This is a genomic window from Salinisphaera sp. C84B14, assembly GCF_040361435.1.
Taxonomy (GTDB): Bacteria; Pseudomonadota; Gammaproteobacteria; order Nevskiales; family Salinisphaeraceae; genus Salinisphaera.
Map to the genome: position 1 here is coordinate 15,625 of NZ_APNL01000020.1, position 26,018 is coordinate 41,642.

General features: G+C 61.2%; 24 protein-coding genes. 12 read left to right on the forward strand and 12 right to left on the reverse strand.

What is annotated here, in order from left to right; translation table 11 throughout:
* Window positions 1-21: 21 nt before the first annotated feature.
* From C84B14_RS15355 to C84B14_RS15400, 10 genes are all read right to left on the reverse strand, one after another.
* Window positions 22-1,191, reverse strand: coding sequence for an ABC transporter substrate-binding protein (locus C84B14_RS15355; protein WP_353225396.1), 1,170 nt, complete (start codon window positions 1,189-1,191; stop codon window positions 22-24).
* Between the two features lie 67 nt (window positions 1,192-1,258).
* Complete coding sequence (locus C84B14_RS15360) at window positions 1,259-1,966, reverse strand: ABC transporter ATP-binding protein (protein ID WP_353225397.1); 708 nt, start codon at window positions 1,964-1,966, stop codon at window positions 1,259-1,261.
* A complete protein-coding gene (locus C84B14_RS15365) occupies window positions 1,953-2,717 on the reverse strand; it encodes an ABC transporter ATP-binding protein (RefSeq protein WP_353225399.1) in 765 nt (254 codons plus the stop codon). Before C84B14_RS15365 ends, C84B14_RS15360 begins: the two co-directional genes overlap by 14 nt.
* Complete coding sequence (locus C84B14_RS15370) at window positions 2,710-3,753, reverse strand: branched-chain amino acid ABC transporter permease (RefSeq protein WP_348765221.1); 1,044 nt, start codon at window positions 3,751-3,753, stop codon at window positions 2,710-2,712. Before C84B14_RS15370 ends, C84B14_RS15365 begins: the two co-directional genes overlap by 8 nt.
* Window positions 3,753-4,616 carry a branched-chain amino acid ABC transporter permease gene (locus tag C84B14_RS15375; protein WP_348765222.1) on the reverse strand — a complete coding sequence of 288 codons (864 nt, stop codon included), beginning with the start codon at window positions 4,614-4,616 and terminating at the stop codon, window positions 3,753-3,755. Before C84B14_RS15375 ends, C84B14_RS15370 begins: the two co-directional genes overlap by 1 nt.
* A 680-nt stretch (window positions 4,617-5,296) precedes the next feature.
* Entirely contained in the window at window positions 5,297-5,992 is a 696-nt protein-coding gene (locus tag C84B14_RS15380) for an ABC transporter ATP-binding protein (RefSeq protein ID WP_353225464.1), read from the reverse strand.
* Between the two features lie 14 nt (window positions 5,993-6,006).
* On the reverse strand, window positions 6,007-6,753 hold the full coding sequence (locus tag C84B14_RS15385; RefSeq protein WP_353225401.1) for an ABC transporter ATP-binding protein: 747 nt from the start codon (window positions 6,751-6,753) through the stop codon (window positions 6,007-6,009).
* Window positions 6,750-8,030, reverse strand: a complete 1,281-nt coding sequence (locus tag C84B14_RS15390) for a branched-chain amino acid ABC transporter permease (protein WP_353225403.1) — start codon at window positions 8,028-8,030, stop codon at window positions 6,750-6,752. Before C84B14_RS15390 ends, C84B14_RS15385 begins: the two co-directional genes overlap by 4 nt.
* A complete protein-coding gene (locus tag C84B14_RS15395) occupies window positions 8,027-8,977 on the reverse strand; it encodes a branched-chain amino acid ABC transporter permease (RefSeq protein WP_353225405.1) in 951 nt (316 codons plus the stop codon). Before C84B14_RS15395 ends, C84B14_RS15390 begins: the two co-directional genes overlap by 4 nt.
* 136 nt (window positions 8,978-9,113) lie before the next feature.
* Window positions 9,114-10,382, reverse strand: a complete 1,269-nt coding sequence (locus C84B14_RS15400) for a branched-chain amino acid ABC transporter substrate-binding protein (protein WP_348765226.1) — start codon at window positions 10,380-10,382, stop codon at window positions 9,114-9,116.
* Window positions 10,383-10,648: 266 nt separating this feature from the next.
* On the opposite strand from C84B14_RS15400, the gene C84B14_RS15405 reads away from it, so the two are divergent.
* The 12 genes from C84B14_RS15405 to C84B14_RS15460 all read left to right on the forward strand — a co-directional run bounded on the left by C84B14_RS15405 (window position 10,649) and on the right by C84B14_RS15460 (window position 23,815).
* Window positions 10,649-11,434, forward strand: a complete 786-nt coding sequence (locus tag C84B14_RS15405) for an SDR family NAD(P)-dependent oxidoreductase (protein ID WP_491731165.1) — start codon at window positions 10,649-10,651, stop codon at window positions 11,432-11,434.
* 188 nt (window positions 11,435-11,622) lie between these two features.
* Complete coding sequence (locus tag C84B14_RS15410) at window positions 11,623-13,272, forward strand: electron transfer flavoprotein-ubiquinone oxidoreductase (protein ID WP_353225408.1); 1,650 nt, start codon at window positions 11,623-11,625, stop codon at window positions 13,270-13,272.
* A gap of 82 nt (window positions 13,273-13,354) precedes the next feature.
* Window positions 13,355-14,101: an electron transfer flavoprotein subunit beta/FixA family protein gene (locus C84B14_RS15415; RefSeq protein ID WP_293628002.1), complete on the forward strand. Its 747-nt coding sequence runs from the start codon at window positions 13,355-13,357 to the stop codon at window positions 14,099-14,101.
* Window positions 14,098-15,048: an electron transfer flavoprotein subunit alpha/FixB family protein gene (locus C84B14_RS15420; protein WP_348765229.1), complete on the forward strand. Its 951-nt coding sequence runs from the start codon at window positions 14,098-14,100 to the stop codon at window positions 15,046-15,048. The genes C84B14_RS15415 and C84B14_RS15420 overlap by 4 nt, the downstream gene beginning before the upstream one ends.
* 105 nt (window positions 15,049-15,153) lie before the next feature.
* Window positions 15,154-15,612, forward strand: coding sequence for a MaoC family dehydratase (locus tag C84B14_RS15425; protein ID WP_353225409.1), 459 nt, complete (start codon window positions 15,154-15,156; stop codon window positions 15,610-15,612).
* Window positions 15,613-15,630: 18 nt separating this feature from the next.
* Window positions 15,631-16,413, forward strand: coding sequence for an enoyl-CoA hydratase-related protein (locus C84B14_RS15430; protein WP_348765231.1), 783 nt, complete (start codon window positions 15,631-15,633; stop codon window positions 16,411-16,413).
* A gap of 177 nt (window positions 16,414-16,590) precedes the next feature.
* A complete protein-coding gene (locus C84B14_RS15435; RefSeq protein ID WP_353225411.1) occupies window positions 16,591-19,452 on the forward strand; it encodes a type VI secretion system Vgr family protein in 2,862 nt (953 codons plus the stop codon).
* Window positions 19,449-20,252, forward strand: a complete 804-nt coding sequence (locus tag C84B14_RS15440) for a DUF4123 domain-containing protein (RefSeq protein WP_353225413.1) — start codon at window positions 19,449-19,451, stop codon at window positions 20,250-20,252. The genes C84B14_RS15435 and C84B14_RS15440 overlap by 4 nt, the downstream gene beginning before the upstream one ends.
* Window positions 20,253-20,375: 123 nt before the next feature.
* Window positions 20,376-20,903 carry a DUF3304 domain-containing protein gene (locus C84B14_RS15445; protein WP_353225415.1) on the forward strand — a complete coding sequence of 176 codons (528 nt, stop codon included), beginning with the start codon at window positions 20,376-20,378 and terminating at the stop codon, window positions 20,901-20,903.
* Window positions 20,904-20,925: 22 nt separating this feature from the next.
* Window positions 20,926-22,686, forward strand: coding sequence for a T6SS phospholipase effector Tle1-like catalytic domain-containing protein (locus C84B14_RS15450; protein ID WP_353225417.1), 1,761 nt, complete (start codon window positions 20,926-20,928; stop codon window positions 22,684-22,686).
* A gap of 33 nt (window positions 22,687-22,719) precedes the next feature.
* On the forward strand, window positions 22,720-23,031 hold the full coding sequence (locus tag C84B14_RS15455) for a hypothetical protein (protein WP_353225419.1): 312 nt from the start codon (window positions 22,720-22,722) through the stop codon (window positions 23,029-23,031).
* Between the two features lie 136 nt (window positions 23,032-23,167).
* A complete protein-coding gene (locus tag C84B14_RS15460) occupies window positions 23,168-23,815 on the forward strand; it encodes a DUF3304 domain-containing protein (protein ID WP_353225421.1) in 648 nt (215 codons plus the stop codon).
* A gap of 366 nt (window positions 23,816-24,181) precedes the next feature.
* Here the strand turns inward: C84B14_RS15460 and C84B14_RS15465 are convergent, their stop codons facing one another.
* Both C84B14_RS15465 and C84B14_RS15470 read right to left on the reverse strand, forming a co-directional pair.
* Window positions 24,182-24,583, reverse strand: coding sequence for a four-helix bundle copper-binding protein (locus C84B14_RS15465; protein WP_348765237.1), 402 nt, complete (start codon window positions 24,581-24,583; stop codon window positions 24,182-24,184).
* A 311-nt stretch (window positions 24,584-24,894) separates the two neighbouring features.
* Complete coding sequence (locus C84B14_RS15470; protein ID WP_348765238.1) at window positions 24,895-25,851, reverse strand: NAD(P)H-dependent flavin oxidoreductase; 957 nt, start codon at window positions 25,849-25,851, stop codon at window positions 24,895-24,897.
* Between the last annotated feature and the right edge of the window lie 167 nt (window positions 25,852-26,018).

Here is a 26,018-nt window from a genome sequence, read left to right on the forward strand (position 1 = left end):
GCGCGTTTTGTCGTCTGAAACTTACTCGGTATCGATATCGGACACGCGACGCAGTTCGACCTTGCCGTCGACCACTTCCGCGATCTCCACATCCACGGCCAGATTACCGCTATCGGTGATGCTCTGAACCTCATACGGGTTGTGGTTGGTCTCGACTTCTTTCAGCGCCTCGGGGATCGCCGCACGGATGGCCTTGGCATCCTCGACGGTGCCGGCCTTTTCCATGGCACGGGCGACCAGGAACATGGCGAAGTAGTTGTACGCCGTTTCCGAGGTGGGAACGCCTTCGTGGTCCTTCTTGTAGAGTTTCACGAATTCGGCGGCGCCGGGGTTGTCGGAATACACCAGCGGGGTCACACCCACCGCGCCTTCAACCGCTTCCAGACCGCCGGCCACGTTGGCCACTTCATCGATCTTGGCCTGATCCATGATCACGAAGCCGCCCTTGAAGCCCAGCTCACGCGCCTGACGCACCACCAGACCGGTCGGCTCCGATGCGCCGCCCACGAACAGCACGTCCGGGTTGGCTGCCAGCACCTTGCTTACGCCCGTATAGAAATCGGCGGACTTGTTGTAGTCCATCGGGTTACTGGCCACGACTTCACCGCCGGCAGCTTCCCAGGCCGGCACGAACGCCTTGGTCCAGTACTTGGCGTAGTCGTGGGTGGCGTTGGCCACGGCGAGCTTCTTGCCGTAGCGATCCATCGTGAGCTTGGTAAAGGGTTTCACGTAGTCGGTGAAGTTCGGCGGAATCTTCACCGTGAGTTCGTTACCCTTTTCGGTGACCGACGGAATCGAGGTGTAGGACATCACCAGAAAGCCGTCGCGCTCGTTGAACGCCTGCAGCGCGAACGTGCCGCCGGAATGCGGCGTGAACACCACGGGCGTGCTCGACTGCTGGACCAGACGCTTGCCGTTCACCGCCGCGCGGCTGGGCGAGTACATATCGTCCAGGCTGACGATATTGATTTCGTAGTTGGTGCCGTCGACGTCGATGCCGCCGTTGCCGTTGATCTCCTTGGCGGCCATGCGCAGGCCTTCCAGGGTGTTTTCACCGTAGAGCGCGGCGCCGCCCGACAGCGGCCCGGTGAAGCCGATATTGACCTTCTCTGCCGCATGCGCCGCGCCGGCCACGCCCATGGCCAGAGCTGTCGCCACGGCGACCCGGCGAACCGTTTTCTTGAATGTCATTCTCTATCTCCCCTCTTTTATTCGGGTTGGTTGCTAGCACTCGTGGAATCACGAGATTTTGGAATTCCTAGGCGCCGATATAGGCCTTGCGCACCGCTTCGTTGCCGAGCATTTCTTCGCGGTCGCCCTGCATGACGAGCTTGCCGTTCTCGATTACGTACGCACGGTTGGCGATCTTGAGCGCCGCATAGGCATTCTGCTCGGCCAGCAGCACGGTCGTGCCTTCGCCATTGATCGACTTCACGGTCTCGAAGACCTGCTTGACCACCAGCGGCGCAAGGCCCAGCGACGGCTCGTCGAGCATGAGCAGCTTGGGCCGCCCCATCAGCGCACGCCCGACCGCGACCATCTGCTGCTGGCCGCCGGACAGCGAACCCGCCGGCTGGTCCTTCTTTTCTTCAAGAATCGGGAACATCGCCAGAATATGCTCGAGCGTACGGTTCATGCCGGCACGATCGCGGCGATGCACATAGCCGCCAAGGCGCAGATTCTTGAGTACCGACATGCCGGGAAACAGCTTGCGTCCTTCCGGACACTGCACCACACCCGCCTGAACCAGCGCCGAGGGCTTGCGTCCGGTGACGTCCTTGCCGTCGATGGTGATCCGGCCGGCCGCCGGCTTCATCAGCCCGCTGATGGTGTTGAACAGCGTCGTCTTGCCGGCGCCGTTGGCGCCCAGCAATACGACCAGCTCGCCGGCGTCGATTTCCAGCGACACCCCGTCTAGGGCCTTGAAACTGTCGTACTTGGCGTCGACGCCCTCAAGCTTCAGCATCTTCTTTCCCCAGATACGCTTCGATAACGACCGGATCGTTCTTGACCTGTTCCGGCGTGCCTTCGGAAATCTTCTCGCCGTGATCGAGCACGATGATCTTGTCGGCGATACGCATGATCATGTCCATCTTGTGTTCGATCAGACAGACCGTGATGCCGTGATCGACCATCTTGTGAATGAGATCGACCAGCCCGTCGGTTTCTTCAGGATTGACGCCGCCGGCCGGCTCGTCGAGCAGCACCAGCTCCGGATCGGTCGCCAGCGCCAGGGCGAAGGCGATACGTTTGCGCTCTTCCTGACTGGTATCGGCGATATAGCGATGACCGATATGCGACAGCCCTACGAATTCCAGCGTTTCGGCGGCCTTGTCGCGGCAGCGTTTCTCGTCCGCCTTGAGGCGTTTGGAATTGACGATCACGTCCCATAGCCGCGATTCGGTGCGCAGCCGATGGCCGATGATGAGGTTGTCGAGCACGGTCGACTCTTCGAACAGCATGGTCGTCTGGAAGGTGCGTGCCACGCCCAATCGTGCGATCGAGTCCGGCGACTTGCCGGCCAGATCCTGCCCCTTGTACTCGATCACCCCTTCCGTGGGCGGCATCGCGCCCGCGATGAGGTTGAAGAAGGTGGTCTTGCCGGCGCCGTTGGGGCCGATGATGGCGTTGATCTGGTTGGCGCCGAATTCGACGCTTACGTCGTTGACCGCGGCCAGCCCGCCAAAGCGCTTGGTGAGATTGCGGATATTAAGCATTGTTGCGCGCCTCCGTAGCGTCGGCACTGTTCGGGTCGGACGTATCCACGCGGGATTCGCGCGTCTTGCGTGGTGCCTGACGCGCCATGCGCCGACCGCGCCAGCCCAGGAAGCTGCCGACGATGCCGCGCGGGAAGAAGATCACCAGCAGCACCAGCATCGGCCCGAACACGATCATTCGATACTCTTCGAGCGACTGCACCGCCTGGGTCAGCCAGGTCACCAGCAGCGTGCCCAGCAGCGGCCCCATGAGCGTGCCGATACCGCCGACCAGCAGGTAGGCGATCATGTCGAAGGTATGGATGAAGTTCGCTTCTTCCGGGCCGATGAAGCGCACCACGCCGGCGTACAGCCCACCGGCCGCCGCGGCATAGACGGTGGAAATCACGAAGGCCAGAATCTTGTTGCGCATCAGGTTGATGCCCAGCGACTGGGCCAGATCGTCACTGATACGAATAGCGCGAAAGGTTCGGCCGAGCAGCGATTCGGAAATACGGCGCGTCAGCCAGATCGCCAGCGCCAGGAAGGCCAGCACCAGATAGTAGAACGGGATCGTCTGGGTGAAATCGACCAGGCCGAAACCTTCCGGCGGGGCGATATTGATGATGCCCAGCGAGCCGTGGGTGAGTGCCTCCCACTTGTCGATCATCAGATAGATGATGTAGCCGACACACAGCGTGAAGATGGCGAAATAGTGCTCCTTGAGCCGCAGCGACACGATACCCACCACGAACCCGAACACCGCGCCGAACAGCCCGGCCGCGGCGAACGCCGGCCAGAACGGCCAGCCGTGATCGACGGTCAGAATGGCCACGACATAGGCGCCAATCGCAAAGAAGCCGCCGTGGGCCAGATTGAGCTGGCCGCAGTAGCCGGTGATGATGTTCATGCCGTAGACGGCGATCGCCCAGATGAAGGCCAGCGCCATCACATAGATGTGGTACTCGTTATCGGTGACCAGCGGAAAGACGACCGCCAAGGCCAGCAGCAGCCAGCGCATGGTCGAGCCGAGCAGAAAATCGATTGCACGGTTCATTAGCGCACCCCCTTGGTGAACAGGCCGGTCGGCTTGATCGACAGGATCACGACCAGAAGCACGAAGGCGATGACGTCCTTGTAGGTGCTCGACAGATAGAAGCCGCCAAGCGCTTCGGAAAAGCCGATGATCAGACCGCCGATGATCGCGCCCGGAATACTGCCCATGCCGCCCAGAATGATGATCACGAAGGCCTTGAGCAGCACCAGATGGCCCATGGCCGGATAGACCAGATTGATGGGCGCGAACAGCCCGGCGGCGACCGCGGCCAGCGCGCCGGCGATGGCGAAGGTCATCATCGCAACGCGGTTGGCATCGATACCCACCAGGAATGCGCCTTCACGATTCTGGGCCATGGCGACGATGGTCGCGCCGGTCATGGTCTTTTTGAGATACAGATGCAGCGCACCCATGAGCGAAAACGCACCGACGATGATCAGCAGCCGCTGCGCAGGCAGCGTCAGGCCGCCGATCTGCAGAATCTGGTTATAGGGCGATGCAATACGGCGGAAGTCCGCACCCCAGTACATCTGCACCACTGCCTCGAGAAACAGCAGGATGCCGATCGCCGCAATCTTGTCGTGGATCGGCGGCGCGTTGCGAAGCGGATGAAACACCAGCCTTTCGCAGATCACCGACATGGCGGCCACCACCACTGCGGCGGCGGCGATTGCGACCCAGTAGTTCAGGCCCAGGTCGGCCATGGTGAAATAACAGACGTAGGCGCCAACCATGTACAGCGCGCCGTGGGCGAAGTTGGGCACGTGCAGGATGCCGTAAACCAGCGTCAGCCCCAGGGCGACGAGCCCGTAGATGCTGCCGAGCGTCAGGCCGTTTAGAACCTGCTGAAGGAACAAATCCAAGACGGTCTCTCCCTATTGAGCGAACGAAGGGCAAAAGCCGTACACGGCGAACACGCCGGGCACGAAGAACAGAATCAAACCGGCGCTACGCACGACGGCCAGACCAAACCGGCAACAACAAAGGGAGGGTATACAGCGCAGCCTTGCCCCGGCACGAAGTTCGGCTGGGCTGGGCCATGCATTGCTGACCGACACAGGCGTATCGGCAACCGCGCATCGATCCGACGATCGCTCATGCGGTGATCTCCTCCGGTTGTATTTGCCGAATGTCCGGTAGCGTTTTTTTGTTTGCGATCTGGGTCGCGTGCCCCGGCGGCATTTTTCTTTTCTACGGCTCAAAGCTGCCACGCCCGCACAGCCCCGTCAACAGCTTAGTGAAACCCCGTTTCACTTGACTGATACAGCAATCGAATACGCCCAAACGTATGAAAGTGGCGATAAAAACCGCAAACGCTTTACGCGTGTGGCCTTGACGATCGAACGTTCGTCCGATGGCTGTTCGTACCGATCTTCAGGGTTAGGACGAAAGCAGCACAATCCCGACCACCGCATCGCTCGCCACAGCGCCTGCCGGGCCGATACCGCGCAATCGGCGCGCAACGAAGTCGATTGGCTGGCCCAGCGGGCATGCACTCACGGCCGCACGCACAGCGCAAGACGATACCCGTTACGCCCGGCGATCAAACCTCCAACCACTCCCGCCGCACGCTGTCGTCGGCCTCCAGGTCGGCCGGCGTGCCTTCGAACACGATCCGGCCGTGGCCCATCACATAGACCCGATGCGACACCCGCATGGCGATACTCAAACGCTGTTCGACCAGCAGCACGGAAATGCCCTTGTCGGCGATCGCGAGCAGAAAGTCGCCCACCTGGGAGACAATCTGCGGTGCCAGCCCCTCGGTGGGCTCGTCGATCATGATCAGCTTGGGGTCGCCCATCAGCGTGCGACACATGGTCAGCATCTGTTGCTCGCCGCCGGAGAGCAGATCCGCCTTCACATCGGCGCGCTCGGACAGGCGCGGGAACAGTTCGTAGGCATCCTGTAGCGACCAGCCGGTTTTCGCGCCCACCTTCTTGACCCCCATTTCGAGGTTTTCCTTGGTGGTGAGCCCGGAAAAGATCAGCCGATCTTCCGGCACGTAGCCGATACCGCGGCGCGCCACCTGGTGCGACTTGAGCCCGGCTACCGATTCACCATCGAACTCGATCGTGCCGTGCGGCGCGACCAGGCCCATGATTGCCTTGCAGGTGGTTGAGCGGCCCACGCCGTTCCGCCCGAGCAGGCTCACGATCTCGCCGCGGCCCACCTTGAAATCCACCCCCTGGAGGACGTGGCTCTTGCCGTAATAGGCATGCAAATCCTTGACTTCCAGCATATTCGCACTCATCACTAATGCGCCTCGCCCAGATAGGCTTCCTGAACCGCCGCGTTGGCGCGGATGGCTTCTGGCGTATCGCTGGCGATAATCTGCCCGTAAACGAGCACGCTGATGCGATCAGCCAGTTCGAATACCACCCCCATATCGTGCTCGACCATGAGCAGCGTCTTGTCCTGGGTGACTTCGCTGATCATCGCCATCGTATGGTCGCGCTCGGCCAGGCCCATGCCCGCCGTGGGTTCGTCCAGCAGAATCACGTCCGCGCCGCCGGCAATGGTGGTCCCGATTTCCAGGGTGCGTTGCTCGGCATAGGTCAGCAGCGAGGCCGGCACATCGCGGCGCGCCGACAGACCCAGCCGTTCCAGCCATTGTTCGGCGGCCTCGTTGAGTGCAGCCTGGCGGCCAACCAGATGCCAGAACGAGTACTTGTAGCCCTGGGCCCAGAGCAGCGAGCAGCGCAGGTTTTCGAACACGGTCATGTTCTGGAACAGGTTGGTGATCTGAAAACTGCGGCTGAGCCCGCGCCGGTTGATCTGATGCGGCGCCAACCCGCTGATGCGCTTGCCGTGCAGCGCGATCTCGCCTTCGCTCGGGGTATAGCGACCGCTGATCAGGTTGAACAAGGTGGACTTGCCGGCCCCGTTCGGTCCGATGATGGCATGCCGCTCCCCCGGGGCCACGGCCAGATCCACGCCGCGAATGATCGGCGTTTCGCCAAAACGCTTGTGCACGTTCGCCAGTTTGAGTGCATCGCTCATGTTTTCGCTCCCGTGGCCTGCATCGATCGGTTCACCCCGGCCCAGCGGGCACGCACTACGCGGGCCGTCGCGAGCACGCCGGCGATGCCCACCGCCAGGCCCAGCAGTGCCACCAGCCACGACCACAGGCTCGTGGCGTTGATCTGCATATAGAACAGCTCGATCGGGCTGGACGGGTCATAGGCCAGCGATAGCTGGTAGCCCATCTCGACCACCGCAACCAAACCGGCGATCGCCAGCAGTGCCGGCAGCAGAACCAGCAGATAGGACGGCAAGAGCCGCCAGAGCAAGCCCGCACGCCAGGGCGCGGCATGGGCATAGATCACGCCGGCAATCCCGCCCGGCGCATACATCACCATGAACACGAACATGAGCCCGAAATAAAGGATCCAGCCTTCCGAGAAACCACTCAGCGCGGTATGCATATAGGTCACCAGCACCGCGCCGATGATCGGCCCGAAGAACAGACCCACCCCGCCGATGAACGTCATCAGCAGCACAGCCCCCGACTGCACCAGCCCCACGTTGGGCGCGGTCATGATCTCGAACATGATCGCGAACAGACCGCCCGCGATACCGGCAAAGAAGCCCGACAGCGAGAACTGGATGAAGCGAGCGATAGTGGTGTTGTAACCCACGAACTGGGCACGCTCGGGGTTGTCGCGTACCGCGTTGGAGATACGGCCCAGCGGCGTCTTGGTCAACAGATACATCGCCACCGCAGCAATCACCGTCCATGCCCCGATCAGGTAATAGACCTCGATCGACGGCCCGTAGCTGAAGCCGAACAGGGTGACGTCGGTCACGCGATTGCCGGAGATGCCGCTTTCACCGCCAAAGAAGTCGGTGAACATGTTGGCGCTGGACTCGACCATGGAGCCGATGCCCAGCGTGATCATGGCGAACGTCACGCCGGCCCGGCGGGTCGAGATCGAGCCAAAGATGATGCCGAAGGCCAGCCCGCCAACGCCGCCAACCAGCGGCATCAGCTCCAGCGGAAACTGCCAGACCTCGTCATTGACCGCCCGGATCGCATGCAGGGTGAAGAACCCGCCCAGGCCGAAATACACCGCATGCCCGAAGGAGAGCATGCCCGCCTGGCCCAGGAGCATGTTGTAGGACAGCGCGAAGATGATGAACACGCCCATCTGGCTCATCATCGAAATCGAGCTGCTCGAGGTGAAGATATAGGGCAGTACGACGATGACCAGCGCAAACAGCGCCCAGACGCCGATATGCCATAAAAGCGCCGTGCGCGAAGATTGGGAATGACTCATGACTCGCGCGCCCCCATCAGCCCACGCGGGCGAAAGATCAGAATCAGCACCATCATCAGATAGGGCAGCATCTGGCCGATACGCGACAGATCGATATGGGCCAGCCCACCGGCGATGTTTGCACCGTCAAGCCCCAGCCCGACCGCAGCCAGCAGATCGGCAATGGAATAGTTCAGGCTTACGGCAAAGGTCGTCACCAGGCCGATGATCAGCGAGGCCGCAAGCGCGCCGCCGAGCGATCCCAGACCGCCGAATACGACCACCACGAACACGATCGGCCCCATGGAAAACGCCATGCCCGGTTCGGTGATGTAGTAGTTGCCGGCCATCACCCCGGCCAGCCCCGCCAGGCCGGTACCGAAGGCGAATACCAGCGTAAAGATACGCGGCACGTCGTGCCCGAGCGCGCCCACCATTTCGGGATGCGATAGCGCTGCACGAATGATCATGCCCACACGCGTACGCACCAGCAGCAGATAAATGGCCGCGAACATGGCGATGGCAACGAACAGGATGAACGCGCGATAAGCCGGGAAGCTGGTACCGAACAGCGTGAACAGGGTGAAATCGAGCGACGGCGGAATGGCGTAGTTGACCGGGATCTGGCCCCAGATCAGCACCACCAGCTCATCGATGACGTAGACCAGGCCAAAGGTCAGCAGCAGTTCAGCCACATGCCCATGCTTGTGCACGTTGCGCAGGCCGAAGCGCTCGGTAAGCGCGCCGAGAAACCCCACGAACAGGGGCGCGAGAATCAGCGCCACCCAGAAATTGGTATACGAGCTGATCGTATAGGCGCAGTAGGCGCCAAGCATGTAAAAGCTGGCATGGGCGAAGTTGAGCACGCCCATCATGCCGAAGATCAGCGTCAGGCCGCTGGCCAGCATGAACAGCAACATGCCGTAGAGCAGGCCGTTCAAGACCGAAAAAACAATGGATTCGAGCATCACCGGGGACCCCGCGACGGCGAAATGGGAGAGCGTCGGGCGCACGAGGCACCCGGCGCTTGCGCCGGGGCCCCGCCACCGTCATGCCGGCCGGCTGCAACCGCACCGGCCGGCGATCAAGCGTGATCGCAGTTGATCAGCTCGAGGGACGCTTCATTTCGCAGACGCTGTCGACCGCGGTACTGGCCGCATCGAGCTTGGCGTCCATGACCCAGCCCAGGCCGGTGCCTTCCGAGTCGTACTTGGGATAGTCTTCGGAGAAGGTCGAGATGAACAGCGGCTGGAGCAGCTGATGGTCCTGTTCGCGCATGGTCACCGTGCCGAACGGCGTTTCCATGGTCATGCCTTCCAGCGCACGGGCCACGGCCAGCGGCTCGGTACTGCCGGCCTTTTCCATGGCTTTTTGCAGCATGTCCATCTGCGTCTTGATACGCAGGTAGTAGAACTCGATACCGTCGTAGCGCTGCTCGAATTCCTCGAGAATTTCACGCAGTTCCGGCGCTTCGTAATCCTCGACCAGATTCTCCTGCCATTCGGTGAGCATCTTCACGTGCTCGGCACCCGCCTTGCCCAGGGCCGTGGGCGTGCCCAGACCGCCGGCATAGTAGGTGAACCAGTCCACATCCAGACCTGCCTGTGCACCGGCCTTGACCAGCAGCGACAGGTCGTTACCCCAGTTGCCGCTGATTACCGTATCCGCGCCGGAAGACTGAATCTGCGAGATATACGGCGAAAAGTCCTTCACCTTGCCGACCGGATGCAGCACATCGCCGACGATTTCGATATCCGGACGCTTCTCCTTGAGCATTTCCTTGGCGATACGCGAGATCGCCTGGCCATGCGAATAGTCCATGTTGATCAGGAAGACTTTCTTGATGTCGTCCTGCTCGGCCATGTAGTCGGTGATCGCCTGCAGCTTCATGGCGCTGTTGGCATCGAAACGAAAATGCCAGAACGAGCATTTCTCGCCGGTCAGGGCCGGGTCCACGGCCGCATAGTTCAAAAAGACCATGCGGTTGTCCGGGTTGCGGCGGTTATGCTTTTCCACGCCGTCCACCAGGGCCCCGCCCACGTGCGAGCCGTTGCCCTGGGTGATGTAGTGCACGCCTTCGTCCGCCGCCTCGCGCAGAATCTGCAGCGATTCCTGCGCGCTCGACTTGTTGTCGTAGCCGATGATCTCGACATCCTTGCCGAGAATGCCGCCGTCGGCGTTGATGCGCTCGGCCAGATACTTGAAGTGCTTTAGGCCGGCATCGCCCACGTTGGCGAACGGACCCGAGAGCGGATCGATATAGCCGATCTTGATGGTGTCGTCAGCTGCGCTGCCAAGCGTTGGCACAGCCAGCGCCGCTGCAACCCCTACTGCCGCCACGGCCCGTCGCACGAGCCCCTTGTAGTGCTTCATTGCGTCTCCTCCGGTTTGTTTTAGCGTGGCTTTTGCCACTTGTTATCGATGCCTGGCACATCGTGGAATTGAAACTAGCACCCTCTGATCGGCAACGCCAACAGTATGTGCTGCATACCGCTATCTGCCCGACAACCCAATGCTCGCAACTGCTTGAACGATCGTTCGCAATTTGCTGAAACACAGTTTCATCAACATTGACGCCCCCCGGGCCTTGTGTAGAATTCCACGCGCGATCAAAGGAGATAAAAATGACAACGGCCGCGATTAAACGATTCGACAACCGCACGGTGATCGTCACCGGTGCGGCCAGCGGCATCGGCCGCGCCAGCGCTATTCGCTTTGCCCAGGAGGGCGCCCGCGTGGTGCTTGTGGACCGCGAAGAAACCGCCCTGCAGGCGGTCATGAGCGAGCTTGCCGGTAGCGGTCACGAAATCGCTGCGCTGGATGTTCGCGACGAAGCTGCGGTCACCGCGCTGGCGGATCGGATCGCGGCCGAGCACGGCGCCATCCACGTCCTTTGCAACAATGCCGGCATCGCCGGCGGCGACTATGCCCCGGTGACCGATAACGATCTGGACACCTGGCGCGACGTGGTCGACGTGAATCTATTCGGAACCATGCATTTTACCCGCGCGGTCGGACGGCATATGCGTGATGCCGGCGCAGGCGCGATCGTGAACACCGCTTCGGTGGCCGGGGTGCGCTCGGGCGCGGGCGGCAATGCCTACAGCGCCTCGAAAGCCGCCGTGATCAACCTCACCCAGACCAGCGCCTGCGACCTAGGCCAGTACAACGTCCGTGTGAACGCGGTCTGCCCGGGGCTGGTCAAGACCGGCATGACCAAGTCGGTATTCGACTATGCCGAAGCCAACGACAAGGCCCACAAACTCGGCGCGCGCTGCGAACTGCGTCGCTATGGCCGGCCGGAAGAGCTGGCCGCGGCGATCACGTTTCTTGCCAGCGACGACGCCAGCTTCATTACCGGCCAGGCGCTGCCGGTCGACGGCGGCAATACCGCCTCGCTGAACATGCCGGGCATGAAGGTCTGATCGTGTTTCCCGTCATGTCGCATCGCCTGCAGTTGGCGCCACCGCGGTGGCTCCATACGGGATGGCGATGCGTAAACATCGGTGCCATCATGGCGCCCTTCGCTCGTCGCCGAGTGCGAGTTGCCGTTTCCACCGACGGCGTACGCGCTCACTAGTGGTGCGGCGAGCCAGCCGAGAGCAATAACGATATGAGTGAAGAAACAGAACGCGACGTCATGGAGTACGACGTACTCATCGTGGGCGCGGGCCCCGCGGGCCTGTCGGCCGCCTGCCGTCTCAAGCAGAAAAGCCCGGAACTGGAAGTCTGTATCGTCGAAAAAGGCTCCGAGGTCGGGGCCCATCTGCTGTCTGGCGCGGTCTTCGAGCCGCGCGCGCTTGACGAACTCTTCCCCGACTGGAAGGAAAAAGGCGCGCCGTTGAACGTGCCGGTCACGCGTGACGAAATCTATTTCTTCACCAGTGAAAGCAAGGCCACGAAGATGCCCAACGCCTTCGTGCCGGCACCGATGCACAACGAAGGCAACTATGTCATCTCGCTGGGCCAGCTCGGCCGCTGGCTGGGCGAACAGGCCGAAGCTCTGGGCGTGGAAATCTACCCCGGCTTCGCCGCGCAGACGCCTATCATCGAAGACGGCGTGGTCAAGGGCATCGTTACCGGCGAAATGGGCGTCGGCAAGAACGGCGAACCCAAGGACAGCCATGTCCCCGGCATGGAGCTGCGCGCCAAGTACACCTTCTTCAGCGAGGGCTGCCGTGGCCATATCGGCAAGCAGCTGATTCGCGAATTCGAGCTCGACAAGGACGTCGACCCGCAGCACTACGGCATCGGCCTCAAGGAAATCTGGGAAATCGACCCGGAGAAGCACGAGCCCGGCCTTGTGATTCACGGTGCCGGCTGGCCGATCCATCTGTCCGGCAGCGGCGGTTCCTTCCTGTATCACCTGGAAGACAACCGCGTGGCCGTCGGCCTGATCGTGGATCTGAACTACGAAAACCCCTATCTGTCGCCGTTCAAGGAATTCCAGCGCTTCAAGCACCACCCGAAGATCGCCCAGTATCTGGAAGGCGGCAAGCGCGTATCCTACGGCTCCCGTGCCATCACCAAGGGCGGACTCAATTCGCTGCCGAAGATGACCGTGCCCGGCGCGGTGCTGCTCGGCTGCGATGCCGGCACGCTGAACTTTGCCAAGATCAAAGGCAATCATACGGCCATGAAGTCCGGCATGCTCGCCGCCGAAGCCGCGGCCGAGGCACTGGCGGGCGGCGGCGAAGGCCATGACGAGCTCACCGGCTACACCGACGCCTTCAAGGCCAGCTGGGTTTACGAAGAGCTCTATGCCAGCCGCAACTTCGGCGCCTCGCTGCACAAGTTCGGTACCTTCAAGGGCGGCGCGCTCAACTATATCGAGCAGAACTGGTTCAAGGGCAAGGCACCGTGGAACTTCCACGACACCACGCCCGACTATGCGGCCACCAAGCCGGCCGATCAGTGCACCGAGATCGAGTATCCCAAACCCGACGGCAAGCTATCGTTCGATATCCTGTCGTCGGTGCATCTGTCGAACACCGGCCACGAGGAAGACCAGCCCTGTCACCTCAAGCTGACCGACCCGTCGATCCCGATCGAGCACAATCTGCCCAAGTACGCAGAACCGGCCCAGCGCTATTGCCCGGCGGGCGTATACGAAGTGGTCAACGGCGACGACGGCAAGCCGCGCTTCCAGATCAACTTCGCCAACTGCGTACACTGCAAGACCTGCGATATCAAGGATCCGTCCCAGAACATCACCTGGGTGCCGCCGGAAGGCGGCGGCGGGCCGAAGTATTCGGCGATGTAGGCACGGGCGCTACGGTTTGTTCGTCGAACGATGCCGTGGCGACCGATTGTTTTTAAAGACATAGCGACAAGAGAACCGACACATGAAAGTACTGGTGAGCGTCAAGCGCGCGATCGACTACAACGTGCGCATCCAGATCAAGCCGGACGGCTCCGGCGTCGTCGAGAACGGCGTCAAGCACAGCATGAACCCGTTCGACGAAATCGCCGTCGAACAGGCCATGCGCTGGAAGGAAGCCGGCAGCGCGGATGAAGTCGTGGCCGTGACCATCGGCCCGGAAGCCGCCAAGGAACAGCTGCGCAGCGCGCTGGCCTTCGGCTGCGACCGCGCGATCCACGTCAAGACCGACGAGCCGGTACAGCCGCTCACCGCCGCACGCGTGTTCGAAGCGCTGGCCAAGAAGGAAGAGCCCAAGGTCTTTCTCATGGGCAAACAGGCCATCGACGACGATTCCAACCAGACCGGCCAGATGACCGCCGCCCTGCTGGAATGGCCGCAGGCGACGTTCGCCTCCGAAATCGAACTCGACGGCGAAACCGCCAAGGTCACCCGCGAGATCGATGCCGGCCTGGAAACGCTGGATATCGACCTGCCCGGCGTGATCACCGCCGACCTGCGTCTGAACGAGCCGCGCTATCTCAAGCTGCCGGACATCATGAAGGCGAAGAAGAAACCGATCGAAGACACCAGCCTCGACGACCTCGGCGTGGAACGCGCCGCGATGCTCGAAACCGTCAAGACCGTGGCCCCGCCGGAGCGTGGCGGCGGCATCAAGGTTGAATCGGTCGACGAACTGGTCAGCAAACTCAAGGAAAAGGGCCTGCTATGAGCAACAAGATTCTGATCATCGCCGACTACCTCAACGGCGAACTCAACCAATCCACCGCGCGCGCGGTCACCTGCGCCCAGCAGATGAGCCCCACCGCGATCGACGTGCTCGTACTCTGCGACGACGGCGCCAATATCGCCGCCTCCGCGGCCAACATCGAAGGCGTGACCAAGGTGCTGCAGGCCGATAACGATGCCAACAAGCATCCCACGGCCGCCGCCCTGGCCCCGCAGATCGCCGCCGCCGCACAAAGCGGTGAATACAGCCACGTGCTGGGCCCGAACACCACCTTCGGCAAGGACCTGATGCCGCGCGTGGCTGCCAAGCTGGGTGTGGCCATGATCACCGACATCATGGCCGTGCATTCCGCGCATGAGTTCGACCGCCCGATCTATGCCGGCAACGCGATCATCACGGTGAAGGCGCCGGAAGATCAGGTGCTGGTGGCCTCGGTGCGCTGTGCCTCCTACCCGGCCGCGGCCGAGGGCGGCAACGCCGAAATCGAAACCCTGAGCCTGGACGCCGAGATTCCGTCGCATACCCGCTTCGTGAACCTCGAACAGGCCAAGAGCGATCGTCCCGATCTGCAGACCGCGCCCAAGGTCATCTCCGGCGGTCGCGGCGTCGGCAGCGAAGAGAACTTCAAGATCATCTACGACTTCGCCGACAAGATCGGCGCGGCCGTGGGTGCTTCGCGTGCCGCCGTCGACGCGGGCTTCGTGCCCAACGACATGCAGGTCGGCCAGACCGGCAAGATCATCTCGCCCGAGCTGTACATGTGCTTCGGCATCTCGGGTGCCATCCAGCATCTGGCCGGCATCAAGGACGCGGGCACGATCGTGGCCATCAACAAGGATGAAGAAGCCCCGATCTTCGAAGTGGCCGATATCGGCCTCGTCGGCGATCTGTTCGAAATCATCCCGGAACTCGACAACGCCGTCAGCTGACCCAAGCGTCCAGCATGGTTTGTCGACCGGTATCCACGGCGCTCATTTGCGGGCGTCGTGGGTACCGGTTTTTTATTGCGAGAGAGAGTGAGTGAGGAGAATGTCGTGCAAATCATAGAAAACATCGACGCCCTGCAGGCGCTGGTGGGCGAGGAAGTGGGCGTCAGCGACTGGCTGCTGATCGACCAGGCCCGTATCAACCAGTTTGCCGATGCCACCGAAGATCATCAGTGGATTCATGTCGACGTCGAGCGCGCCGAGCGCGAATCGCCGTTCGGCGCGCCGATCGCGCACGGCTTTCTCACCCTGTCGCTGCTGCCGCAGCTGACCAGCCAGATCCGGCGTATCGAAGGCGTGACCACCACGGTCAACTACGGCCTGGACAAGGTACGTTTCATCGCCCCCGTGCCGGTGGATTCGAAAGTGCGCGCCCGTCAGAAGCTCGAAACCGTGGAGCCGCGCGGCGACAACCGCTATATGCTGCACAACACGGTCACCATCGAAATCGAAGGCAGCGACAAGCCGGCCTGTATCGCCCAGTCGCTGTCGCTCATCATTTTCTAATCACGAAGGGATTGCCCCATGGCCCAACCGGAACTCGACAGCGGTCACATCCGCGTCGCCCTCACCGACGGCGTGCTGCGCATGACGATCGACCGCGCCGACAAGCGCAACGCCCTCACCGGCGCGATGTATGCCGACATGCAGCGCGTAGTCGATCACGCCCGCAGCAACGACGAGGTACGCACGCTGCTCATCGATAGCGCCGGCGACATGTTCTGTGCCGGCAACGATATCGGCGATTTCGCCAACGCCACGCCCGAAAGCCGTGCCGAAAGCGGCGGCGGGCCGGCGATGAAGTTCATCAAGGCGCTGATTGCGCTGGACAAGCCGATCCTTATCGCCGTCCAGGGGCAGGCCACCGGTATCGGCACCACCATGCTGCTGCATGCCGACCTTGTCATCGCCAACGAAAGCGCGCGTTTCTATACCGCCTTCATCGATCTCGCCCTGGTCCCGGAAGCCGGCTCCAGCCTGCTGCTGCCGGCGCTGGTCGGACGCCAGAACGCGGCCCGTCTGCTGCTGGCCGGCGATACCGTCGACTCTGAAGAAGCCCTGCGCATGGGCCTGATTGCCTATCGCGTGCCCGACGCCGAACTCGCCGATCGCGCCACCGCGATTGCCGAAAAGCTCGCCGCCAAACCGCCGGAGGCCGTACGGCTGAGCAAACAACTGCTGCGCCAGGGCATGGGCAGCGACGACCTGGGCGGCCAGATCGAGCGCGAAATCACCCACTTCAGCGAGCGCCTGTTCTCGGACGAAGTGCGCGGCATCATGAACAAATTCCTGCAGCGCAGGAAATAGGGTTTTCGCCCACCTGAGCCACCAAAGCCGCTCCCTTAACGGAGCGGCTTTTTTATAGCGGGAACCAGCTGTGGCAAACTCGGCCGGGTGGATGCGATCCAATCAGATCGCCCACGACTGGAAATTGTCATCCAGTTACGAGAAGCTTGTAAACGCCATCTTTTTCGAATAAGCGCCATGTCTTTCGCCGCCCGAGACGCCCTGGCCTCCGAGCTCACAGCCCTGTTCACGGCCGAGAGCCGGCTGTACCGTCTCGCCGGCAACGCCGGGTTGTCGGCGCTCATGGTCGAACGCTGGCAGGGACAGGAAGCGCTGTCTTCGGTACATCCCACACGGATCGTGGTGCTCTCGCCCGATGCCCAGCTTTCGCTCACCGATTTCCTCGGCGAACCGCTGACCCTGATCACCACGCTCGCCGACGGCAGTGACTGTGCGCGCACCGGGCTTGTACGCGACGCCGAGCTGTTGTCCTGCGACGGCGGGCTTGCCCGCTACCGACTGACCACCGTGCCCTGGCTGTGGTATCTCACCATCGGCCGCCACAACCGCGTATTCCAGGACAAGACCGTCATCGAGATCGTCGAACAGGTGTTTGCCGACTACGCCGCGATCGCCCACTGGCAGCTCGCCGACGATGTCAGCGAATTCCTGGCCGACACCCGGGCCCGCAGCTATTGCGTCCAGTATCGCGAATCCGATTACGACTTTATCGCTCGACTGCTCGCTGAAGAAGGCCTGGGCTTTCATTTCGTCACCGACGACGAAGCGCCCGCCGGCCACAGCCTCGTGCTGTTCGCCCAGTCTGCCCATCGCCCCGAAGATGCCACCTCCGCCAGCGGACTCGGCGACGAGGGCATTCGTTTTCATCGCGCCGCCAGCCAGGAACCCCAGGACGCCATCCAGCAGTTCGGCGCCACCCGGACGCTGCCGTATGCGCGGCTGTCGTCCACCAGCTTCGACTACAAGCGCAAGGCCAATGCCAGCGCCGGGCTGGCCACCCAGGCCCGCTACGGCGCCGACGACGCCCCCATGCTCGAAGCCTACGACTATGCCGGTCCCTATGCCTGGGCCAGCGACGGCGAGGCCGAGCGCTATACCCGCCTGGCCCTGGAAGCCGCCGAAGCCCGCACCAAGACCTGGCACGGCGAGTCCAGCGTACGCACGCTCGCCTGTGGGCATGTCTTCACCCTCACCGAATCCAATCTCGATGCCCTGTCGAGCGCCACCGGCGATGCCGACGAACGCAAACGCCAGTTCCTGGTGCTGAATGTGTCCCATGTCGGCATCAACAACCTGCCCAATGATCTGGCCAAGCGCATCGAAGCACGGCTGGGCCGGATACCGGCGGCCCACGGCGAACAGGCCGATGCCGAGCTGCTCGCCCAGGCCAAGAAGACCGGCTATGCCAACCGCTTCGACGCCATCCGTCGCGACGTGCCCTGGCGGCCGGTGCTGGCCGACGACACCGGCCTGCGCTTCAATCCGCGCCCGACCGCCCCGGGGGCCCAGACCGCCACCGTGGTCGGCCCCGACGGCGCGACCGCCCCGGCCGGCGCGGACGCGCTGCATACCGATGCGCTGGGACGGATCAAGGTACGTTTTCACTGGCAACGCGGCGACACCCCCGACGACCGGCTGAGCTGCTGGATCCGCTGTGCCCAGCGCGATGCCGGGTCCGGCCATGGCCAGCAGTTCATCCCGCGTATCGGCCAGGAAGTGCTGGTACGTTTTCTCGGCGGCGATATCGACCGCCCCGTGATCACCGGCAGCCTCTATAACGGCCAGGGCGAAGCCGGAACCCCGACCACCCCGGGCGGTACCCAGCGTGAAAACGATACCTCCGCCTATCAGCAAGCCAGCGATCACGCCCCCTCCGCCCAGGGCAACCTGGCCGGTGGCCAGGCCCCGGCCTGGCACGGGGCAGCATCCGCTGATGCCGATCATCGCAATGCCGCAGCCCTGTCCGGCACCAAGACCCAAGAGTTCGGCGGCACCGGGCATAACCAGCTCGTCTTCGACGATACCGATGGCCAACAGCGTATCCAGCTGGCCACCACCCAGGCCCATAGCCAGCTCAACCTCGGCCATCTGATCCACCAGGCCGACAACTTCCGCGGCAGTTTTCGGGGCACCGGCTTCGAGCTACGCACCGATGCCTATGGCGCCGTGCGCGGCGAACGCGGCGTATTGCTATCGACCTACGGCATCCAGCCCAACGAACCCGCCGGCGACTTCACCGCCGGCCAGGCCCTGCTCAAACAGGCCAACCAGCTCGGTGCCAGCTATAGCCAGATTGCCAGTACGCATACCACCACGGCGCTTGCGGCCCATCTGGGCGCCGCGAAGGCGAATCAGTCGACAATAGACGAGCAGGCCAGCCCGCTCGCAGCTTTACTGAAAACCGCGCAAGGGCAAGTGGACGCCGCCGACTGGACAAAAGCCACCGCCGACGCCGACAACAAGAACACCGCCCTCGCCGACACCCAACGCCCCCACCCGGCCGATCCGATCCTGGCGATCGCCGCCAAGGCCGGCCTGGGCGTGGTCGCCGGCCAGGACGTGCACTGGCACGCGGAGGAAACGCTCACCGTCGCCAGCGGCGCCGACAGCAACTGGGCCATCGGCGAACGCCTGCATGTCCACAGCGGCCAATCGATCGGCGTGTTGGCCGGTGTGCAGGGCTCCGGCGAGGGCTTGAAGCTCATCGCCGGCCAGGGCGATCTGGACCTGCAGGCCCAGGCCGATCAGATGAAGGTACAAAGCAAGGACAGCCTCAAGATCGCCAGTGCCAACGCCGAAGGCGAGTTCGCAGGCAAAAAGGCCGTCAAGCTGGCTACGGCCGGCGGTGCATCCGTCACCCTCGAAGGCGGCAAGATTACTGTGGCGTGTCCCGGGACCTTAACCGTCCATGCGGGGAACAAGGTGTTTACGGGCGGGGCATTCCTTGACAGGCGTCCGATGTCTTTCCCGAAAAACGATTTCTGTCTTTCCTGCTTTTTGAAAGCCGCCAAGTCCGGTAGTCCGCTCGTCCCGGCATGAGCTCGATGACTCAATATGCGCTTTTTGATGGCGGCGTGATCGCCGGGACATCGGCCAGCTCTACGCTAAGTGACCACCCAAGCGCGCACCCGCTGTACGCGGACCTCGGTGCTGAAGCCGCTGCGGTCGGGCCTTGGCTGGCTGAAGCCGACGCAGCAATCCGTGAGCTGGTAACTACCCTACGGGCTGATGAAACACGCAGTGTGGGTGTGAGCGTTCTTGAGATTTCGGCCGTGTCTTTTTCGCGGCTGGTCGATCACTTTAAGTCGCTACGCTTCATTCAAACACGCTCAGGCGCGCGCAAGTACTTCCTTCGCTATGCAGACGGACGTGCGATCGCTTCTCTTTGGAACGTCTTACTCGAACCACAACGTTTAGCGTTACTTGGACCGATCGCCGCTTGGGAATTCACTACCCCGCATGGGCAGAGGAAAAAAATCGCCGCAACGCAGCTTGCCAACGATACGCCTCCGGCCATGCTCCCGATCCGCCTAAACCCTAAGCAATTCAATAATTTGCTCGACGAATCCCGCACCGGCGAGCTATTGGCGACGACTATAGATATGTTCCCGGAACTCCGAACAGTGCCTGCCAACGAGCGTTACGGCCTCGCCCAGCAAGCCCGGACATGGCTATCTACGCGACACATCGAACACGATACGCTGCGACTAGCGGTGACCGCGACTTGCCTGCGCACACGCGGGGCAGCCCTGGATGATCAATCCTTTGAGCAAGTTGTGAGCCAGGCAAAAGAGACAGCGCAACTCGACGCCGTACTGGCGTGGTATGGAAAAGTCTAAGGACGAAGTACGGCTGACAGCTCGTGAACGAAGTAAGTGAGACACGTTGACGTTTAAGACGTAGATATCCGCAGGCAAGCGAAACCTAGGGGCGCTTCAATCGTGAAACGGAGAATTAAGAGAATGTTGAACGCAACCAAGCGCTTTTTTTTTACATTAATTGTACTGCTTATCACGATCAGCAGTACTGCATGCCAAGGCCAGGCAGCGAAATCGACGGAAAAGAGTGGCGTGGCTGTGGGGGTTACCGGTGTTGATTACCTTGCGGATCATCTGAGTGTGCAACGATTCAACGTGAACGGTATCGTCGGCGGACGCGCAGGTAAGGGGGGAAGCACTTCCTGTTGCGGGACGCTACCGAAAAAATGGCAGCCTGGCATGACGGTCGAAATTAAATGGAACGTCACAAATTGGCGTGATTGCAGCGGAAAGGATTACTCAGCGATCGTGCCAGTAGAAGAATATGACTCACCAGAGCATTTATACGTCAACTTCTTGCCTGACAATAAAGTACGTGTTGTATCCACACCTTATTACCCGGAAAAAGCTAATCAACCTGGGTCGGAATATCCAATAAAAATTTCGATACCACAAAAACAACCATGGAAGAAATATCCACCACGCCAACACTGCCCTGATAGTTTTAAATAGTATCTAGCCTAGGACGTTCATGATGGAAACCAGCGTCGAGAGCCACCCGATTTCGCTGACGCCTGGCATTAGTCCGGTGCTCCCTCTTCGAATTCCACAAAGTGATCGGTGCGAAACATCAGTACAAATCGGCGTTTTTTTTGACGGGACCGGAAACAATAAAGATTGGGACGGGGCCAGCGATTGTAATGCGGGCGATGGGTCCCAAGCTTCTCGCAAGAAAGATAGCAACGTCGCAAGACTGTTCTACGCATATCCCGCCGACCCTAACGAAAGTTATTACCCGCTTTATATTGCAGGTGTCGGGACGCCCTTCCCGCCAATCGGCGAGGTAGATCCTGCTACCTTCGGCCTTGCTTTCGGCGAGGGCGGCGAAGGCCGCATCAATTTTGCTTTACTTCACGTCTTAGACTCGTTACAGAGAACGTTGTCGAATGCCACTCGCTCGACATATAGCCACGAAGACACCTTAAAATACTGCAGAGATAACGGGCGCAGCGAGAATAAGTACTTTTTTAGCCGAGAAGCCCAGCGTATAGCGACACTTTCTCGTGAAGTCGAAAAGCCTAGAATTACCGAAATCTTCATTGATGTGTTCGGCTTTTCTCGTGGCGCTGCCGAAGCGCGCGTATTCTGCACGTGGCTCAACGAGTTATTCCAGGGCAACACGCTTTGCGGCATCCCGGCTAAGGTCCGAATGCTGGGAATCTTCGATACCGTAGCGTCAGTGGGCATTCCTACCAGCACTCAGGGGATAGGCACCTATACGAGTGGCCATATGGCCTGGGCGACGCCGGATAACCTGCAGATCGCGCCGTGCGTTGAGAACTGCGTGCACTATATTTCAATGCACGAGAATCGGCCTTCTTTCCCACTGGATCGAATAACACGGCCCGATGGATCGCTACCGCCAAACGGTCATGAATATGCCTTTCCAGGCATGCATTCAGACGTGGGCGGCGGATACGCACCTGGCGAGCAGGGACGCGGCAGGCTCGAAGGGCTAGATGCACAAGACAGCGAGAAACTATCGCAGATCCCTTTGAATTACATGTTGAAAGCGGCCCAAGACGCGAAGGTACCCCTCGATGTCGATCTTGCGTTCGCACAGTCGGAAAGTGGTGGCGATCCGTTCAGGGTGGACGCGGGCCTTCAGCAAGCGTACGAGGCTTTCTCTGAGGCGATGGGCTCAGAAGCACGCGTACCGAGGGATTGGTTAATGCCTTACTTGAAATGGCGTGTCGCTCGCACGTCAAGCTATCCGAACCTGCCTTGGCGCCAGCGGGCATCGCAAGACGATATTAATGATCTCATCGGTGCGAATGAGATTCTGAAATCAGACATCGAAGCACTTGACGAGGCCGGCGGTTTCTGGAAAACGACTAGCGATGTCGCCTTGAATTTGCTATTTCGCTGGCACGAGACAGACACCGAACATGTGCGCCGTCTCGCGCCAGAAGCCAGGGACGTGCTTGGGCGGGCAAGAGAAAACCCGACGATCAGTGGCGAGGAAGCGACGATGTTCGGTATCTATGCTCACGATTCTTTTGCCGGATTCAGGCCATTTGACACCGAAATCAACACCTATCTGTTTGGCTGTCGGGATTTAATGCCGGGCTCTTGGGAGCCTGAAGGCTATTTACGCTATCGTCGCTTTTACAGGGGTACCAACGAGGAGCTAACGTTCAACATGCGTAACGACCCCAGCAAACCCTGGGAGCGCGAGATACGTTATGCCAGTACTGAATCACCCGACTCACGAAGAACCACTGAGCTCAGCTAAAGCCGAGAAAAGCTGCACGGGCCTGTCCGTAACATGACCGGCGTGAATGATGGGCGTTTACACGGTCACCTGTGGTGGAGCGTGATGGCAGTGCTGTATACCGGCTTCAGCGGTGCGGCAGCCGTCTATTCGACCGCATGTTTTGTCGGCTCGGGCTGTGGTTATGCCGCGGTGGCGGTATTGCCCATCGGATTCGTGCTCACCGCTATTACGTTGGGCATTGGGGTTGTGGTAATTCGCGCGGCTACGCGTCGCTACCATGCTGGTTTACGCGTATCCGGAATGCTCATCATCGCGATTACGCTGCTCTTGCCTCTCTCTATGGTCGCCTGGATCATGCGGTGAGATATCGATCCAGGCTGACGGTGCAGCGACAAAGCGTCATTCTTAACGACGTACCGCTCGTATACCGCCGTCATATAGCTAGTTCAGATATGGACACGCCCGCCGACCCGACTACGCCCGCGCCGGAGCTAAAGCGATGAATAGACAAAACTCCCGTGCACAGCGTTTTTTCGCAGCCCATAGCGGCCGCTATACGAACTTTGGTAATTATAGCTGTAGGTTGATCGTTATTGTCGCGCTCTCCCTAACAACTTTGGCTTGCCAAGCACAGGACCAAAGTTCATCCGGGAAAGAAAAACCACCCCAAGAAGGCGAGGAGGTTTATCTGACTTTGCTTGGGTACAACTATACCGATCACGGCATCAGCGACTACGAGGTTAACGGCGCCTGGGGAGGAGATGTACGATTGAGCACGGCTACAGCAGGCGGTAGCAAAGGTACGTGCTGTGTACGCTGGCGCGTGGGTCAGGAACTACCGGTCACGGTTAATGTCCGCTGGGTGTCCGATGTATGCCTGTGGACGAAGCGAGTTTCAGGCCAGAACTTCACTAACACCAAGATCAAATGGAGCGAGAAAGAGGTTCAGGTCACCGAACCACCCCAAGGCATACCGCATTATTTTCAGACACATTTTTATCCCGACGGCCGTATCGAAGTGGCCGTCGCCGATGACTACACCCCACCCCGCCTGAAATTGCCCGTGACCGAAAAGAACCAACGTCCCGGCGCTGATCCTTGGCCTCGCTGCACGGAGACACAGCTCAAAGAGTGGCAAGACGGATAGGCACAGCGGCTAACGAATGTGGCGACAATGTCGGCGTGGCAGCACTGAGCCGCCACGCTTTGTCAGCCTCGCTCACGCCACCACGATCATCCGAGGCTGGCATCGCGAATACAACGAAGAGCTGACCCTCTCCCCAATAACCGAGCATTCAGACTTGGAAAAATCAGGCCTGTTCGCCGATGGCCGGCACGTCGGCGATTTCGACGGCTGGCCCGTTACCTGGAGAAGGAACTCCGAGATCTAACGCGCGGCCGCTGCTCGCCTGTAGGCAATCGCCATGAAAAAAAGCGCGACTCGCCATGGACGAGCCGCGCTCTTGTGAGCCGGCATGCGTTTGCATGCATGCCGAACTTCAGCCTTCATGCCTTACGAGTCGATCTCGCCCAGCAGGTCGTCGCAGGCTTTTACGCAGCGGTTGCAGGCTTCGGCACACAGCGCGCAGTGCTGGTTCTGGTCGCCGTGGCCTTCACAATGCGCGGCGCACTTCTGGCAGGCGTCTCGGCAGGCCTTGACCTGCGTGGCGGCCGGCGACTCGCCGAAGGCCGTCTGGCGCGACAGCACGCGGGCCGTGGCGTTACAGATGTCGGCACAGTCGAGATCGGTACGGATGCAGCCGCGCAGGTCGGCCACATTGTCTTCGGCGAGACAGGCATCCGCACAGGCGGTGCAGTGGTGTGCGCAGTCGAAGCAGGCTTCGACACAGGCGACGAGCTGTTTCTGCACCGACAGCGGGTTTGGGTGCGTCTTGAGCATGGCTTCTGCTTGCATGGTTTCGCTCCTTGGTTCGTCGGCGCATCGCGGCGCCGACGTTCGAATTCGTAGCGGCCGCCCCAAACGAGCGGCCGCCGTTGAATCCGCATGGAAACGAAACCCGTGCTGCGGGTATATCAGCAGTCCTACGGACGGCGCGACGACGGCTGTCATGAGCGCGATACGTGTTCACACTCAACCCGCAGACCCGCTTATAACGCTTACAAGCGCGGTTGTTGGCGCCCGAGCAATCCGCTGCTCCGCCGGCAAGCGCCCTTGAAGCGATACGGCACCGACCCCTCGGCCGGCACCGCGACGACCCGGCCGGCTTAAGCGAACCGCTTGCGCGCGGCGGCGTATTCCGTGGCCAGACGATCAACGATTTCGCTGGCCGGAAGCACGCTGTCGATACTCCCCACGCCCTGCCCCGCGCCCCAGATATCCTTCCAGGCCTTCTTCTTCTCGCGGTCGCTGCCGAAGGTCATGGCTTCCTTGCCGGATTCGGGCAGCGCGTTCGGGTCCAGCCCGGCGTTTTCGATCGAACCGCGCAGGTAGTTACCGTGTACGCCTGTAAACAGGTTGGAGTAGATCACGTCCTTGGCCGTGGATTCGGTCACCATCGCTTTGTACTCGTCGACGGCATTGGCCTCGGCGCTGGCGATAAAGCGCGTGCCCATATACGCAAAGTCCGCGCCCATGGCCTGGGCGGCCAGAATATGTTCGCCGCGGGTGATCGAGCCGGACAGAATCAGCGGACCGTCCCAGAACTGGCGAATCTCGGAGACCAGCGCGAACGGGCTGAGGGTGCCGGCATGGCCGCCCGCCCCCGCACAGACCACGATCAATCCGTCTACCCCGGCCTCAATCGCCTTTTCGGCATGGCGCACGCTGATCACGTCGTGAAACACGTGGCCGCCGTAGTCGTGGGCCACTTCCACCGCGGCATGCGGCGCGCGCAGGCTGGTGATCATCAGCGGCACCTTGAAGTCGGCACAGGCTTTTAGATCATGCTCGAGCCGATCGTTGGAAGCGTGCACGATCTGGTTGACCGCGAACGGCGCGATCTTCGCCTGCGGGTCGGCCGCGCGGGCCTCGTCCAGCGTCGTGGTAATCCGCTCGAGCCACACCGGCAGCTCCTCGGCCGGACGCGCGTTCAAAGCCGGAAAAGAACCAACGATGCCGCTCATGCACTGGGCGATCACAAGATCCGGATTGGACAGAATGAACATCGGCGAACCGATGACCGGCAGACGCATCTGCGCATTGAGTTGATCGACCAGCGACATGAAGACTCCTTTTTGTTCTCGCAATGGATGAGGAACGATACCGAACGATCGTTCGCCGTGTAAAAGATACCGGAGATACACCGCGAGGGGCAGCTGATATGCGCTGACGCCGCCGCAATCATGAAGCGCGCGCCCCGAATCGCAGGCAAGGAGCGATGAACGAACTC

What these genes read in the sequence shown, in the direction of transcription:
- C84B14_RS15380 (WP_353225464.1), bottom strand. Translation starts at nt 5,992, where the DNA reads ATGCTGGAAGTCAAGGATTTGCATGCCTATTACGGCAAGAGCCACGTC.
- C84B14_RS15360 (WP_353225397.1), bottom strand. Translation starts at nt 1,966, where the DNA reads ATGCTGAAGCTTGAGGGCGTCGACGCCAAGTACGACAGTTTCAAGGCC.
- C84B14_RS15465 (WP_348765237.1), bottom strand. Translation starts at nt 24,583, where the DNA reads ATGCAAGCAGAAGCCATGCTCAAGACGCACCCAAACCCGCTGTCGGTG.
- C84B14_RS15470 (WP_348765238.1), bottom strand. Translation starts at nt 25,851, where the DNA reads ATGTCGCTGGTCGATCAACTCAATGCGCAGATGCGTCTGCCGGTCATC.
- C84B14_RS15460 (WP_353225421.1), top strand. Translation starts at nt 23,168, where the DNA reads ATGAATAGACAAAACTCCCGTGCACAGCGTTTTTTCGCAGCCCATAGC.
- C84B14_RS15440 (WP_353225413.1), top strand. Translation starts at nt 19,449, where the DNA reads ATGAGCTCGATGACTCAATATGCGCTTTTTGATGGCGGCGTGATCGCC.
- C84B14_RS15450 (WP_353225417.1), top strand. Translation starts at nt 20,926, where the DNA reads ATGGAAACCAGCGTCGAGAGCCACCCGATTTCGCTGACGCCTGGCATT.
- C84B14_RS15415 (WP_293628002.1), top strand. Translation starts at nt 13,355, where the DNA reads ATGAAAGTACTGGTGAGCGTCAAGCGCGCGATCGACTACAACGTGCGC.
- C84B14_RS15435 (WP_353225411.1), top strand. Translation starts at nt 16,591, where the DNA reads ATGTCTTTCGCCGCCCGAGACGCCCTGGCCTCCGAGCTCACAGCCCTG.
- C84B14_RS15430 (WP_348765231.1), top strand. Translation starts at nt 15,631, where the DNA reads ATGGCCCAACCGGAACTCGACAGCGGTCACATCCGCGTCGCCCTCACC.
- C84B14_RS15365 (WP_353225399.1), bottom strand. Translation starts at nt 2,717, where the DNA reads ATGCTTAATATCCGCAATCTCACCAAGCGCTTTGGCGGGCTGGCCGCG.
- C84B14_RS15385 (WP_353225401.1), bottom strand. Translation starts at nt 6,753, where the DNA reads ATGAGCGATGCACTCAAACTGGCGAACGTGCACAAGCGTTTTGGCGAA.
- C84B14_RS15395 (WP_353225405.1), bottom strand. Translation starts at nt 8,977, where the DNA reads ATGCTCGAATCCATTGTTTTTTCGGTCTTGAACGGCCTGCTCTACGGC.
- C84B14_RS15390 (WP_353225403.1), bottom strand. Translation starts at nt 8,030, where the DNA reads ATGAGTCATTCCCAATCTTCGCGCACGGCGCTTTTATGGCATATCGGC.
- C84B14_RS15355 (WP_353225396.1), bottom strand. Translation starts at nt 1,191, where the DNA reads ATGACATTCAAGAAAACGGTTCGCCGGGTCGCCGTGGCGACAGCTCTG.
- C84B14_RS15370 (WP_348765221.1), bottom strand. Translation starts at nt 3,753, where the DNA reads ATGAACCGTGCAATCGATTTTCTGCTCGGCTCGACCATGCGCTGGCTG.
- C84B14_RS15445 (WP_353225415.1), top strand. Translation starts at nt 20,376, where the DNA reads ATGTTGAACGCAACCAAGCGCTTTTTTTTTACATTAATTGTACTGCTT.
- C84B14_RS15400 (WP_348765226.1), bottom strand. Translation starts at nt 10,382, where the DNA reads ATGAAGCACTACAAGGGGCTCGTGCGACGGGCCGTGGCGGCAGTAGGG.
- C84B14_RS15410 (WP_353225408.1), top strand. Translation starts at nt 11,623, where the DNA reads ATGAGTGAAGAAACAGAACGCGACGTCATGGAGTACGACGTACTCATC.
- C84B14_RS15420 (WP_348765229.1), top strand. Translation starts at nt 14,098, where the DNA reads ATGAGCAACAAGATTCTGATCATCGCCGACTACCTCAACGGCGAACTC.
- C84B14_RS15455 (WP_353225419.1), top strand. Translation starts at nt 22,720, where the DNA reads ATGACCGGCGTGAATGATGGGCGTTTACACGGTCACCTGTGGTGGAGC.